Genomic DNA, 14,660 nt, shown 5'->3' on the forward strand with positions numbered 1-14,660 from the left:
CGTCTGCGATCCGTCTCCCGGCGGGCCCCCGATCACGGCCCCCTCCCCCTACGACTGCTACTACGACCGTCCCTACAGCCGCCCCTACGGCCGCCCCAACTGCGCGGAGATCCGCCCCAACTGCTCCAGCCGCTGCTCCAGCGTCGGGTGCGAGGACAGCAGCCGCCCGAAGCTCTCCTTCGAGAACGCCGGCGCGAAGAAGAACGCGTTGAACGGTTCGGCCTTGCGCAGATCCCGCGTAGGAATCTGCGCCATCTGACCGGTGACCTTGGTGAGCGCGGCGGCCAGCGCCGACGGGCGTCCGGTCAGGATCGCCGCGGCCCGGTCGGCGGACAGCTCCCGGTAGCGCGACAGCAGGCGGGTGAGCAGGAAGCTGACGGCGTAGACCACGGCGCTGACCAGCGTGACGATCAAGACGGCGATCGCCGCGTTGTTGTCCCGGTTGTTGCGACCGACGCCGCTCCACAGGGCCGCGCGTGTGATGATCCCGGCCAGTACGCCCAGGAACGAGGCGATCGTCATGACCGCGACATCACGGTGTGCGACGTGCGACAGCTCGTGCGCGAGGACTCCTTCGAGCTCCTCCGGCTCCAGCCGCCGCAGCAGGCCGGTCGTCGCGCACACCATCGCGTTCTTCTGGTTGCGGCCGGTCGCGAAGGCGTTCGGTACGTCGGATTCCGCGACGGCGACGCGTGGTTTGGGCATGTCGGCGAGGGCGCACAGCCGGTCGACGGCGCCGTGCAGTTCCGGTGCCTGCTCCGGAGTGACCTCACGCGCCCCCATGCTGAAGGCGGCGATCCGGTCGCTGAACCAGAACTGTGCGACGAACATGGCGCCCGAGATCAGCAGCACCACGATCCACGCGCCCTTGAGGAGCACCACCAGCGCGCCCACCACGACCACGTACAGCAGTCCGATGAAGAACATGGTCGTGACCATGCGTGACGTCAGGCCGCGGTCGGGGGCGAATCGGGTCCGTGCCATGCCTCTCAGTCCTCTCAACCGCAGAGTCCGCAGAGTCCACCCGAGGAACCGTTCAGGCGCCTCTGACCCGATTCTCCCTCTTGTCCGCTCATGACGGCGTAAAGCGCAGGCCATGGATCCGCCCGCACCGGCAGTGCCTGCCGGCCGCCCTACCGCCCCAGCTGCGCCAGCCCCTCCCCGGCGATCCGCTCGAACACCGAAAGATCCGCTTCGAAGACCGAGCCGTCGATCGGCCAGTGCAGCACGATCTCGTCGATACCCGCCTCGGCATGTGCACCCGCGAAGTCCACGAAGGCGTCCACGGAAGCGAGCGGCCGGTCCGGCGTGAAGCCGGTGAGCATGATCTTCTCCAGCTCGCCGGCGTCCCGGCCGGCCTCGGCGCACGCCTTGCCGAGGCGTTCGACCTGGCCGCGTACCGCCTCCAGGGACTCGGCCGCGGTGCCGGTCGCGGAGGTCCTCGGGTCGCCGGTGGTCACCCACGCCTGCCCGTACCCGGCGGCCAGCCGCATGCCGCGCGGCCCGGTGGCCGCGATCGCGAACGGCAATCGGGGCCGCTGTACACAGCCGGGGACGTTGCGCACTTCGTGGGCGCGGTAGTGCACGCCCTCGTACGAGACCACGTCCTGCGTCAGCAGCCGGTCCAGCAACGGTACGAACTCGCCGAAGTGGTCGGCCCGTTCCCGCGGCGTCCACGGCTCCTGGCCGAGCGCCGTGGCGTCGAAACCGGAGCCGCCGGCGCCGATGCCCAGGGTGATCCGCCCGTCGCTGATGTCGTCCAGGGAGATCAGTTCCTTGGCGAGGGTCACCGGGTGCCGGAAGTTCGGAGAGGTGACGAGTGTGCCCAGCCGCATCCGGGTCGTCGCGGCGGCGGCCGCGGTCAGCGTCGGTACCGCGCCGAACCACGGCCCGTCCCGAAAACTCCGCCAGGAGAGGTGGTCATAGGTGTACGCGGTGTGGAAGCCCAGTTCCTCGGCGCGCTGCCACACCTCCCGGCCGCCCTCGGACCAGCGGCGGACGGGAAGGATCACGGTGCTCAGTCGCATGGGTACGAGCGTACGGCGGCGCGGCACCGGGCCCGCGAACTGTGGTGAGCATGCGCACGCGGGAGCCACCCGCCGTGTGCGCGGGGTGCACATGCCGTACAAGCGCACACGCGGCCAGCCGTACGCCCGCCTCCGCATCCGTGCGCCTCCCCGAGCGCACCTGAGCAGGTTCGGCTCAGCCCTCGGACGGATACGTACGGCACCCGCTCCGGTACGACCCGCCGCTCGTCCTGCCACGGGCCGGTACCCGTTCCCGTACGGCCGTCCGGCACCCTCCGGCGTACGCCCCCGTACTCCCGACACGGACCCCGCCTCCGTCAAGCTCATGCGCGCGACCCGCCGCACGCCTGTGCGCGCATATGCGCGAAGATGGACGGCGTGACCGATGCCTCCGCAGAGCCTCCCCTGGCGCCCGGGTCCGACGGGAAAACGATCCGGCTGATCGCCACCGACCTCGACGGCACGTTGCTGCGCGACGACAAGACGGTCTCCGGCCGGACGATCGCCGCGCTGGCCGCCGCCGAGCGGGCAGGCATCGAGGTCTTCTTCGTGACCGGCCGGCCGGCCCGCTGGATGGACGTGGTCAGTGACCATGTGCACGGGCACGGGCTGGCGATCTGCGCGAACGGCGCGGCCGTCGTCGATCTCCACCACGGCCGCCGGATCGTCGAGATCAGCCCGCTGGAACGGCCGGAAGCCCTCTCCGTCGTGCACGCGCTGCGCGCTGCCGCTCCCGGTACGACGTTCGCGATCGAGCGGACCGGCGGCATCAACTACGAGCCGGCGTACCCGCCCTTCCATCTCGACCCGGCCGCCGTCATCGCGCCCGCGGAGAAACTCCTGGCCGAACCGAGCCCGGAGGAGCGGCAGTCCCCGCTGAGCCCCGACCAGCCCGTGCTCAAGCTCCTCGCGCACCACCCCGACCTGGACCCGGACGCCTTTCTCGACCTGGCTCGCGCGCGGGCGGGCACGTACGCCTCCTTCACCCGGTCCAGCCCCACCGCGCTCCTGGAGATCAGCGGCCTGGGCGTCAGCAAGGCCGGCACCCTGGCCCGCTGCTGCGCGGAGCGCGGCATCACCCCCGACCAGGTCGTCGCCTTCGGGGACATGCCCAACGACATCGAGATGCTGGCCTGGGCCGGCACCGCGTACGCGATGGCGAACGCACACCCCGCCGTACTGGCCGCGACGGAACTCCACACGGCCGGCAACAACGAGGACGGCGTGGCGGCCGTGATCGAACGCATCCTTGAGCACCGCTGACCGCCCCCTCGCCGCCACACCTCCCCGCCCCACCTCCCCGACCGGCCACCGCGCCTCCTCACCGCAACCGCACCCCCCGGCTCGCCAGCCACGGCACGGGATCGACGCCTGACCCCATGCGCGGCGTGCGGCGCACCTCGAAGTGCAGGTGCGGTCCGGTGGAGTTGCCGGTCGTGCCCGACAGCGCGATCTGCTGCCCCGGCCGCACCCGCTGTCCTGGGCGGGCCAACGCCGCCGACAGGTGCGCGTACTGCGAGAACACATCGGTGCCGTGCTGCACGACCAGGCTGATCCCGAAGCCGTCACCGCAGGTCAGGCGGGCGACGCGGCCCCAGCCCACGGACCGTACGAGGGTGCCGACCGGCACCGCGAAGTCCTGGCCCGTGTGGCCGTGCGCCCAGCGGCGGCCCGAGCCGCCGAATCCCGCGGACAGGACGTAGTGCTCCACCGGCCGGGTCCACCTGGTGCCCGGCGCCGTCACCGGCGGGGCCGCCGGCTCGGAGCGTTTCGCCGCCGCGGACACCGTGCCGGGCAGTCCGCAGCGCCCCTCGCGGGACGCCTTCCGGGACAGCTCCCGAAGCTGTCCGCGGACGACGCCCAGGCGGCGGCTGATGCGCCGGCGTTCGGTGTCGAGGCGGGTGCGGTGGGCCTCCAGCGCAGCGGAGCGGGCCAGCACGGCTGCGCTGTCCGCCTCCAGGGACCGGCTCAGACGCAGCGCCTCGCGCGCGCGGGAGGCCAGCAGGCGTTGCCGGTGCTCGGCGTCCCGGTAGGCGTCCAGTACCGCCTCCGGGCCGAGACGCGCCTGGGGTCCGTGTTGCGCCTGAGAGATGTGACGGGCCTGGGAGCCATGATGGTCCTGGGGTTCGTGACGAGCCTGGGAGCCCTGGGAGCCGTGCTGTGCCCGGGTACTCAGCGCGAACGGCAACCGGTTGTCGCTGCGGTACTGCGCGCCGGCGATCCGTCCGGCCGCCCGACGCAGTTCACCGGCCCTGCGGCGTTCCCGGAGCAGGGCCGCGTGCAGCTTCGCAGCGCGAGCCCGGCCCGCTCTCACCTCGCGCAGAGTCTTCATGTACGACCGGCCGGTCCGGTGCGCGGCCCTGCCGAGCCGGAGCGCCTCCAGGCTCGCATCGGCCAGCCGGTCGGCACCGTGGGCGCGCACCGGGGAGGGACGGCGGGGAGCGGGCAGCGACGACGAGGGCGCGACCTCGCTCGGTTCCGCCGGGGCCGAGGCGGCGGCCGGGGCTCCGGCTCGGGCAGGCCCGCCGCCGGCAGGCTCCGTACCGGCCGTCGCCGTCAACGCCACGACCAGCGACAACGTCACCCGCACCGCACGTGGCGGCGCGCCACGCCGCCAAGGGCCACAGCGCCCCGCCCACCCGTACGCACGCCGGGCAGGGCGCCACCGCCCTCGAACCGTCTTACGCAACCAATCCAGCAAACCTGGACGCATGGCCAGATAGTTGCCCGAACATGTGCAAAAACAACTAAAACGTTTCGCCAACCTCGTCCGCGAGGCTCCGAACGGAGCAACCCACCCCCGGGGAATGGCTGGAATCAACCGTTCCAGCAACGCGACAGATCACTCGAATACCGGTTGAACCGTACGGAGGTATCCCGGCCGCAGCCACTCCCCCGGCCCTCTCAGAGCGGCGCTTCCCAGGTCACCATCGTCCCCGCACCGCCCTCCCCCAGCCCCGGCCCGTACGTGCTGGACCCGCCCAGCGACTCGGCCCGCTTCGCGAGGTTGCGCAGCCCGCTGCGCCGGCCGCCGTCCGGAATGCCCACGCCGTCGTCGGCGACCGTCAGCCGTACGCCGTCCCGGCCGTCCGGCAGCTTGATCATCGAGTCCACGACGACCTCGATGCGCGAGGCGTCCGCGTGCCGGAACGCGTTGGACAGCGCCTCGCGCAGCGCGGCGATCAGGTTCTTGCCGGTCAGCTCGCCGACCCGCGCGTCCACCGGGCCGACGAAGTTCGCCGACGGCTGGAAGCCGAGCGGCACGGCGGCGGTACCGATCTCGCGCAGGACCCGCGTCCGCAGCCCGGACGGCGCCTCGGCCGGGCCCTGTTGCAGGGCGAAGATCGCGGTACGGATCTCCTGGATGGTGACGTCGAGCTCGTCGACGGCCTTGCCGATGCCCTCCTGCACCTCCGGCACGACCGACCTGCGCTGAGCGCTCTCCAGCATCATCCCGGTCGCGAAGAGCCGCTGGATGACCAGGTCGTGCAGATCGCGGGCGATCCGGTCGCGGTCCTCGTAGACGGCCAGCCGCTCGCGGTCGCGCTGCGCGTCGGCCAGCACGAGGGCGAGCGCGGCCTGGGCCGCGAACTGGGCGGCCAGCGTGCGTTCGGCGGTGGTGAAGGGGCGCGCGCCGCGCTCCCGCGGTGTCGCCAGTGTGCCCAGCACCCGGCCGCCGCTCTTGAGCGGCAGCAACATGCTGGGACCGAACCGCGGCGCGACGTCCGTGACCATCCGCGGGTCGGTGGCCGAGTCCTCCACGAACACCGGCTCGCCGGCCAGCAGTTGTGCGGCCACCGGGCTCTCGGCCGGCATGTGGGTGCCGATGAGACCGGCGGGATCGTCCGCCGACGCCGCGACGATCTCCAGTCCGCCGTCCGCCGCGGGCAGCAGCACGATGCCGGCCGCGGAGTCGGCCAGCTTGCGTGCCTGTTCGGCGACGACCGCGAGCGCGTCGTCCACGTCGCTGCCGGCCAGCAGCGCGGTGGTCACCGCGGCCGCGCCGTCGATCCACCGCTCGCGCTGCCGCGTCGCCGCGTACATCCGCGCGTTGCCGATCGCGATGCCGGCCTCGGTGGCGAGCACCCGCACCATGTGCAGATCGCCCTCGCTGAACTCGCCGCCCCCACGCTTCTCGGTCAGATAGAGGTTGCCGAAAATCTCCCCCTGGACGCGGATCGGCACCCCGAGGAAGGTCCGCATCGGCGGGTGCCCCGGCGGAAAGCCCGCCGACCGCACGTCCTGGGTCAGGTCCGCCAGCCGCAGCGCCTTCGGATCATGGATGAGGGCACCGAGCAGCCCCTTGTGCCCGTCGGGCAGCGCTCCGATCCGGGCCCGCTCCTCGGCGCTGACCCCGTACGTCACGAAGTCCGACAGGCCCGCACGCGCCTCGTCGATGATCCCGATGGCGGCATAGCGGGCGTCGGCCAGCTCGGCAGCGGTCTCCACGATCCGGTCCAGGGTGATGTGCAGGTCCAGGCCCGCGCCGACGGTGCGCATCGCCTCCAGGAGCTGCGGTACCCGTGCGGTCAGCTCGGTCGACAGGCCCTGGAGGCTGCGCGTCGCCTCGGTGGCCGCTTCCATGGGGTCGGGGGCGGGAGCGGGCGCGGACGCACCGTCGGGGCCCGCGGGTGCCGCCCCGGAGCCCGCGCCGGTAGGTGCCCCGGCGCCCATGGGGTCTGAGGATCCTGTCGTGACTGCCATGGGACGAGCCTAATAGTCGCTTTTCTGGTGAAAGCCCTCTATGCGGCAATTCGGACGCCGGACCGGACCACCCCGGGCCGCCCCGGGCTGCCACGTCACCCCGGTCCGGACGTCCGCCGCCACCGTACGCAGCGGACGCCGGCACCCGTCGTTCTTCAGCCGTTCACCGTGTCGGCCCCGCGCCCACCGGAAGCGCGTCCGCCGCACCCCTGCCTCCGGCCCGCGCGTCCACCGCCCGCTCGCGCTCCCGCATCCGGCGGAACGGACCGTCGGCCGCCGCCAGCTCCGCGTACGTACCGTGCTGGACGGGCCGCCCCTCGTCGAGGACCAGCACCTCGTCGACGGCCTCCAGGCCCTCCAGCCGGTGCGTGATCAGCACGCTCGTACGGCCCTCGGTCGCCGCCAGGAGGTCGGCGGTCAGGGCGTCGGCGGTGGCCAGGTCGAGGTGTTCGGCAGGCTCGTCCAGCACCAGGACGGGGAAGTCGGCGAGCAGCGCGCGGGCCAGCGCGAGACGCTGCCGCTGACCGCCGGAGAGCCGGGCACCGTGCTCGCCAACCATCGTGTCCAGCCCGTCGGGCAGCGACCGCACCCAGTCGGCCAGGCGGGCCCGCGTGAGCGCGTCCCACAGGTCCTCCTCGCCCGCTCCGGGCCGCGCGAGCCGCAGGTTCTCCCGTACGGAGCTGTCGAAGAGGTGCGCGTCCTGAGCGCACAGGCCGACCTGCCGCCGTACGGCGTCACCGTCCGCCGCCGCCGCGTCCACACCGCTCAGCGTGTACGAGCCGGCCTCCCGGTCCAGGAAGCGCAGCAGCACCTGGGCGAGCGTCGTCTTGCCCGAACCGGACGGGCCGACCACCGCCAGCCGCCGCCCGGCCGGAAGGACGAAGCCGACACCGTCCAGCGCGGGCACCCGCTGACCGGCGTACCGGGCCGTGAGCTCTTCGACGACCAGCGGAAACGGGGAGTCCGGCAGCGGTACGGCCACCGAGCCGGCCGGTTCGGTGACCGGCTCCGGCGCGTCCAGCACCTCGAAGACCCGCTCGGCCGCCCGGCGCGTGCGCTGCCGGTACTGCACGGCGAGCGGCAGCCCCGCCACGGCCTCGAACGCGGCGAGCGGGACGAGCACCACGACCGCCAGGCACACACCCGCCAGCCGTCCCTCGTGAACGGCCCGCACACCGACGGTGGCCGCCGCGGCCACCGTCAGTCCGCACAGCAGCGCGGACATCCCGGCCCCGGCTCCGGCCGCGGCCGCCGAACGGGACGCGATCCGGGTCAGGTCACGGTCGGCGCGCCGCGTCCGGTCGATACGGGACGTGAGCGCGCCGGACACCGTCAGCTCGGCCGTGCCGGTGAGCAGGTCGAGGACGTGGGCGGAGAGCACACCTCGGGCGGGGGAGAGCTGCCGCTCCGCGCGGCGGGCGAGTACGGCGGAGAGCACCGGCACCCCCACGCCTGCCAGGAGCAGCCCGGCGGCGAGGACGGCGCCCGCCTCGGGCAGCAGCCAGGCGGTGAACCCGACGGAACCCGCACCGACCACCACGGCCGCCGCGACCGGCAGCAGCCATCGCAGGAAGTAGTCCTGCACGGCGTCGACATCGGCCACCAGGCGCGACAGCAGGTCGCCGCTGCCGCGCGTCCGCAGCCCGGCGGGCGCCAGGCGCTCCAGGCGCCGGAAGACGGCCACCCGTACGTCCGCGAGCATCCGGAAGACGGCGTCGTGCGCCACCAGCCGCTCCGCGTACCGGAACACGGCCCGGCCGATGCCGAAGGCCCGCGTCGCGGTGACCGCCACCATCAGGTACAGGACGGGCGGGTGCTGCGCCGCCCGGGAGATGAGCCACCCGGACGTCGCCATCAGGCCCACGGCGCTGCCCAGGGCCAGGCTGCCCAGCAGCAGCGCCAGCCCGAGCCGGCCCCAGCGGGCCCGTGCCAGGCCCCGCAGCCGCGCCGACGCCGGACGCCTGGCCCCGGGCACGACATGCGGGCCGCCACCGGGCTCCGACGCCGCAAGATCGTCGCGTACGGCTTCCCCGGCCCTCTCCCGCACGGGCTCCGCGAGCACGGCGGATTCCTTGGACGCAGAGGACTCCGTAGGCACGGTGGGTTCCGTGGGCGCGGAGGGCTCCCTGGACACGGCGGGCTTGCCAAACTCCGTGGGCTCGCCGGACTCCATGGGCCTCCCGACCCCGCCGGCCCCCACCGCCGCCACCGGCCCCGCCAGCCGCACCGTACGATCCGCCACTGCCAGCAACGCGGGCCGGTGGACGACCAGAAGCACCGTGCGGCCGGCCGCCAGGCGGCGTACCGCGTCGACGATGCCCGCCTCCGTCTCACCGTCCAGGTTCGCGGTCGGCTCGTCGAGCAGCAGGACCGGGCGGTCGGCCAGGAACGCGCGGGCCAGGGCCAGGCGTTGCCGCTGCCCCGCCGACAGACCGGACCCGCCCTCGCCGAGCACGGTCTCCGCGCCGTCGGGCAGCGCGGAGACGAAGTCCAGGGCGCCGGCGTCACGGAGCGCGGACCGTACCGCCGAGTCGTCCGCGTCGGGGCGGGCCAGCCGCACGTTGTCGGCGATGGTGCCCGCGAAGAGGTACGGACGCTGCGCCACCCAGGCGATCTGCCGCCGCCAGTCCTCCGTATCGACGGCGGCCAGGTCCCGGCCGCCGACCCGCACCCGTCCCGCCGCGGGCGCGGCGAAGCCGAGAAGGACGTTCAGCAAGGTCGACTTGCCCGCACCGGAGGGGCCCACGACGGCCACCGTCTCACCCGGCCTGACCTCGAACGACGTCTCGGCGAGCGAGGGTTCGGAGCGGCCGGGGTGGCGCACGACGAGCCCCTCGACGGACAGTGCGGTGCTGTCGGGAGCGGGCTCGTCGCCCGTCGTACGCAGCGGCGTCTCCAGCACCGCGAAGATCTCCTCGGCCGCCGCCAGGCCCTCGGCCGCCGCGTGGTACTGCGCGCCGACCTGCCGCAACGGCAGGTACGCCTCGGGCGCCAGGATCAGCACCAGCAGGCCCGTGTACAGGTCCAGGTCGCCGTGCACGAGCCGCATACCGATACCGACCGCGACCAGCGCGACCGAGATCGTGGCGAGCAGTTCCAGCGCGAAGGAGGACAGGAAGGCGATCCGCAGGGTGCGCAGTGTGGCGCGGCGGTACTCGCCGGTGAGGGAACGGATGGACGCGGCCTGCGCCTTGGCCCGGCCGAAGACCTTCAGTGTGGGCAGCCCGGCGACCACGTCCAGGAAGTGGCCCGACAGCCGCGACAGCAGTTGCCACTGGCGGTCCATGCGGTTCTGGGTGGCCCAGCCGATGAGGACCATGAACAGCGGAATCAGCGGCAGCGTCACGACGATGGTCGCGGCCGAGATCCAGTCGCCGGCGACGATCCGCGCCAGCACGGCGACCGGCACGACGACCGCCAGGCCCAGCTGCGGCAGGTACCGCGCGAAGTAGTCGTCGAGAGCGTCGATGCCGCGGGTGGCGAGGGTGGTGAGTTCCCCGGACCGCTGGGCGCTCAGCCAGCCCGGCCCCAGGCCGTCCGCCGCCTGCGTCAGCAGGCGCGTACGCAGCTCGGACTTGACCGCCGCGCTGGCCCGGTGCGCGGCCAGTTCCGTCAGCCAGGCCACCAGGCCACGGCCGACGGAGACCAGTGCGAGCAGCATCACCGGTGTGCTCAGGTCGCCGAGGTCGAGGTCGCGCTGGAAGGCGCCGACGACGACTTCGGCGATGAGCATGGCCTGGCCGATGACCAGACCCGCGCCGGCCAGCCCGAGGACCACCACCGCGGCGAGGAAGAAACGGGTGGCGCGGGCGTACCGCAGCAGGCGCGGGTCGACGGGTTTCACGTGAAACAACCTCTCCCGGGCGGAAGTTGATCAGTCGATGACGGCCGGTGAGGTCCCGCCGGACCCCACCGGAGGGCTTCCTAGTGGGCGTCGGCGATGTGCTGCGTACCGATCCGCTTACGGAAGACCCAGTAGGTCCAGCCCTGGTAGAGCAGGACGATCGGAGTGGCGATGCCCGCGCACCACGTCATGATCTTCAACGTGTACGCACTGGACGAGGCGTTGGAGACCGTGAGGTTCCAGCTCTCGTTCAGCGAGGACGGCATCACGTTCGGGAAGAGCGTCAGGAACAGCATCGCGACCGCGGCGACGATCGTGACGCCGGAGAACGCGAACGACCAGCCCTCCCGCCCCCGGTGGTTCGTCACCAGCCCGGCGACCAGTGCCACCACCGCGACGACCATCGCGACCAGGGACGAGGTGTCGCCCTTGTCGAGCTGGGTCCAGCCCAGGAAGACGATCGCCAGCACGGCGGCGGCCAGGCCCAGCACGGTGGCCGTCCGGCGGGCCCGCGCCCGGATGTCGCCCAGCGTCTTCAGCGAGGCGAAGACGGCGCCGTGGAAGGTGAACAGGGTCAGCGTGACCAGGCCGCCGAGCAGGGCGTACGGGTTCAGGAGGTCCAGGACGCTGCCGACGTACTCCTTGTGCGCGTCGATCTGCACGCCTCGCACGATGTTGCCGAAGGCGACACCCCACAGGAACGCGGGGAGCAGCGAGCACCAGAAGATCGCGTGCTCCCAGTTGCGCTGCCAGCGCTCCTCGGGCCGCTTGACGCGGTACTCGAAGGCGACGCCGCGCACGATCAGGCAGATCAGGATGAGCAGCAGCGGCAGGTAGAAGCCGGAGAACAGGGTGGCGTACCACTCCGGGAAGGCGGCGAAGGTCGCGCCGCCCGCACTGAGCAGCCACACCTCGTTGCCGTCCCAGACCGGACCGATGGTGTTGATCAGGACCCGCCGCTCGCTCCGGTCCCGGGCGAGCAGCTTGGTCAGGACGCCGATGCCGAAGTCGAATCCTTCGAGGAAGAAGTACCCGGTCCACAGCACGGCGATGAGTACGAACCAGACGTCATGGAGTTCCACGGTCGCCCCCTAGTACGAGAAGGCCATCGGCCGGTCGGCGTCCGTGTGGTCGCCGCCGATCTTGGTGGGCGGGTTGAGGTCGTCGTCCGTCAGCTCCGGCGGTCCGGCCTTGACGTACTTGACCAGCAGCCTGACCTCGATCACCGCGAGCACCGCGTACAGCAGGGTGAAGACGGTCATCGACGTGAGCACCTCGCCCTGCGAGACGCCCGGGGAGACCGCCGAGGAGGTCTTCAGCACGCCGTACACCGCCCATGGCTGGCGACCCATCTCGGTGAAGATCCAGCCCCAGGAGTTGGCGATGAGCGGGAAGCCGAGGGTGACGAACGCCAGCGACCAGTAGAGCTTGCTCAGGCGCGCGCCGAGCACCTTGTTCTTGGTGAGCGCCAGGTGGGGTGGCTCCTCGTCCCCCGTACGCAGCTCCGGCGAGAGCCAGAACTTCTTACGGGTGAGCCAGAGCCCGGCCAGGCCGATGGCGAACGAGGCCATGCCGAAGCCGATCATCCAGCGGAAGCCCCAGTAGGCGACCGGGATGTTGGGCCGGTAGTCGCCGGGCCCGTACTTCTGCTGTTCGGCCTTGTTGACGTCGTTGATGCCGGGGACCGGCGTGGAGAAGTCGTTGTGGGCGAGGAAGGAGAGCAGCCCGGGTATCTCGATGGCGACCTTGTTGTGGCCCTTGTCGACGTCGCCGTAGGCGAAGACGGAGAACGGCGCGGGGCCCTCCTTGTCCCACAGCGCCTCGGCGGCGGCCATCTTCATCGGCTGCTGCCGGAACATGACCTTGCCGAGCTGGTCGCCGCTGATCGCGGTGAGCGCGCCGGCGATGACCAGGGTGACCAGGCCGAGCCGCAGCGACGTACGCATCACCTTGACGTGCTTCTTCCGCATCAGGTGGTAGGCGGCGATGCCGACCATGAACGCGGCCCCGGTCAGGAAGGCGGCGGTCAGGGTGTGGAAGACGACGACGAGCGTGGTGTCCTGGGTCAGCACCTTCCAGAAGTCGGTCAGCTCCGCACGGCCGTTGGCGGCGTTGTACTTGTAGCCGACCGGGTGCTGCATCCAGGAGTTGGCGGCGAGGATGAAGTACGCCGACAGGATCGTCCCGATCGAGACCATCCACATGCAGAAGCAGTGGATCTTCTTGGGCAGCTTGTCCCAGCCGAAGATCCACAGACCGATGAAGGTGGACTCGAAGAAGAAGGCGATGAGGGCCTCGAAAGCGAGCGGGGCGCCGAAGACGTCACCGACGAACCGCGAGTAGTCGGACCAGTTCATCCCGAACTGGAACTCCTGGACGATGCCGGTGACGACACCCATCGCGATGTTGATCAGGAAGAGCTTGCCCCAGAACTTGGTGGCCTTGAGGTACTGCTGCTTGCCCGTCCGCACCCATGCGGTCTCCAGCCCGGCCACCAGGGCGGCGAGGGAGATCGTGAGGGGGACGAAGAGGAAGTGGTAGACGGTCGTGATGCCGAATTGCCATCGCGCCAGGGTCTCTGGCGCCAACGCCAGGTCCACGTCGGGTCTCTCCTTACGTCGCCGTGTGCTGTCTACGGCTGCTTCGCCCCGTTTTGTCCCGATGGAAGCGGTACATAAGGGGCGCGCTTGTGAACGCGTTCACATTCACAAGCAATTATCACCCATGGCTGGTTTCTGACCCTGACGGGGGGTGCGTGACTACCGTCACGTCCGGAGAAGACCGGAGGAACAGCAGAGCGGGGGCGCGCGCCCACCAGGCACACGCCCCCGCTCGGGGTATCAGCTACCCGCCGCTCACAGCTCCTTGCGGAACTGCTCGGCCGCCTGGAGGAACAGGTCCATCGCCGCCGTCTCGCCGATCGTCACGCGCACCCCCTCGCCGGGGAACGGGCGTACCACCACGCCCGCCCTCTCGCACGCCGCCGCGAAGTCGAGCGTGCGGTCGCCCAGCCGCAGCCAGACGAAGTTCGCGTGCGACTCCGGGACCGTCCAGCCCTGCGCCGCCAGCGCCTCACAGACCCGCGCCCGCTCCGTGACCAGCGCGTCCACCCGTTCCATCAGCGCGCCCTCGCTGCGCAGCGACGCCACCGCCGCCTCCTGCGCGAGCTGGCTCACGCCGAACGGCACGGCCGTCTTGCGCAGCGCGGCCGCCACCGGCTCGTGGGCCACCGCGAAACCGATCCGCAGGCCGGCCAGCCCGTACGCCTTGGAGAAGGTCCGCAGCACGCAGACGTTGGGGCGGTCCCGGTACAGGTCCAGGCCGTTCGGTACGTCCGCGTCGCGGTTGAACTCCTGGTACGCCTCGTCCAGCACGATCAGGATGTCGCTCGGCACCCGGTCCAGGAACGCCTCCAGCTCCGCCCGGCGGACGACGGTGCCGGTGGGGTTGTTGGGGTTGCAGACGAAGATCAACCGGGTCCGGTCGGTTATCGCCTCGTACATCGCGTCCAGGTCGTGCACCTCACCGGAGGTCAGCGGCACCTGCACGGACGTGGCCCCGGCGACCTGGGTGACGATCGGGTACGCCTCGAAGGAGCGCCACGCGTAGATCACTTCGTCGCCCGGCCCGGCCGTCGACTGCACCAGTTGCTGGGCCACCCCCACCGAACCGGTGCCCGTCGCCAGGTGCTCGACCGGAACCGAGAAGTGCTCCGACAGCTCGGCCATCAGGCCCGTGCAGGCCATGTCCGGGTAACGGTTGAAGGCTCCGGCCGCGGCCACCGCGCTCTCCAGGACGCCGGGCAGCGGCGGGTACGGGTTCTCGTTGGAGGACAGCTTGTACGTGACGGGGCCGCCCGTCGCAGCCGGCTTGCCGGGCTTGTAGGTGGGGATGCCGTCCAGCGCAGCGCGCAGCTTCGGGCTCTTCTCGCTCACCGCAGGTTCCTCCTCGACCGTGCCGTCCGTCGCCAATACTGCACACCTTATGAGGATTGCTCCGTCAGGCGTAGGCCCCGGCCGGAACGGATGCCGCACCGGGGCCTTGTGCGGCTCGGCGTTCGCGCCGTGGGTCCCGTCCGGGAGGCC

At 71.8% G+C, this 14,660-nt stretch carries 9 protein-coding genes; 1 reads left to right on the forward strand and 8 read right to left on the reverse strand.

Going from position 1 to position 14,660, the window contains the following annotated elements:
* Window positions 1-84: 84 nt before the first annotated feature.
* Window positions 85-984: a zinc metalloprotease HtpX gene (gene htpX / locus AB0A97_RS23060; RefSeq protein WP_361152964.1), complete on the reverse strand. Its 900-nt coding sequence runs from the start codon at window positions 982-984 to the stop codon at window positions 85-87.
* A gap of 149 nt (window positions 985-1,133) precedes the next feature.
* Window positions 1,134-2,027: an LLM class flavin-dependent oxidoreductase gene (locus AB0A97_RS23065; protein WP_361152967.1), complete on the reverse strand. Its 894-nt coding sequence runs from the start codon at window positions 2,025-2,027 to the stop codon at window positions 1,134-1,136.
* A gap of 369 nt (window positions 2,028-2,396) precedes the next feature.
* Between AB0A97_RS23065 and AB0A97_RS23070 the strand changes: the two genes are divergently transcribed.
* Window positions 2,397-3,290, forward strand: coding sequence for a Cof-type HAD-IIB family hydrolase (locus AB0A97_RS23070; protein WP_361152969.1), 894 nt, complete (start codon window positions 2,397-2,399; stop codon window positions 3,288-3,290).
* 58 nt (window positions 3,291-3,348) lie between these two features.
* On the opposite strand, the gene AB0A97_RS23075 is transcribed toward AB0A97_RS23070, so the two are convergent.
* The 6 genes from AB0A97_RS23075 to hisC all read right to left on the reverse strand — a co-directional run bounded on the left by AB0A97_RS23075 (window position 3,349) and on the right by hisC (window position 14,510).
* Window positions 3,349-4,611, reverse strand: a complete 1,263-nt coding sequence (locus AB0A97_RS23075; RefSeq protein ID WP_361152972.1) for a M23 family metallopeptidase — start codon at window positions 4,609-4,611, stop codon at window positions 3,349-3,351.
* Window positions 4,612-4,931: 320 nt separating this feature from the next.
* A complete protein-coding gene (locus AB0A97_RS23080) occupies window positions 4,932-6,611 on the reverse strand; it encodes a GAF domain-containing protein (protein ID WP_361153383.1) in 1,680 nt (559 codons plus the stop codon).
* A 283-nt stretch (window positions 6,612-6,894) separates the two neighbouring features.
* Entirely contained in the window at window positions 6,895-10,575 is a 3,681-nt protein-coding gene (cydD, locus tag AB0A97_RS23085) for a thiol reductant ABC exporter subunit CydD (protein WP_361152975.1), read from the reverse strand.
* Between the two features lie 80 nt (window positions 10,576-10,655).
* A complete protein-coding gene (cydB, locus tag AB0A97_RS23090) occupies window positions 10,656-11,657 on the reverse strand; it encodes a cytochrome d ubiquinol oxidase subunit II (protein WP_361152978.1) in 1,002 nt (333 codons plus the stop codon).
* A 9-nt stretch (window positions 11,658-11,666) separates the two neighbouring features.
* On the reverse strand, window positions 11,667-13,175 hold the full coding sequence (locus AB0A97_RS23095) for a cytochrome ubiquinol oxidase subunit I (protein ID WP_361152981.1): 1,509 nt from the start codon (window positions 13,173-13,175) through the stop codon (window positions 11,667-11,669).
* 255 nt (window positions 13,176-13,430) lie between these two features.
* Complete coding sequence (gene hisC, locus AB0A97_RS23100) at window positions 13,431-14,510, reverse strand: histidinol-phosphate transaminase (protein ID WP_361152983.1); 1,080 nt, start codon at window positions 14,508-14,510, stop codon at window positions 13,431-13,433.
* Between the last annotated feature and the right edge of the window lie 150 nt (window positions 14,511-14,660).

Source organism: Streptomyces sp. NPDC045470 (genome assembly GCF_040646595.1).
Taxonomy (GTDB): Bacteria; Actinomycetota; Actinomycetes; order Streptomycetales; family Streptomycetaceae; genus Streptomyces.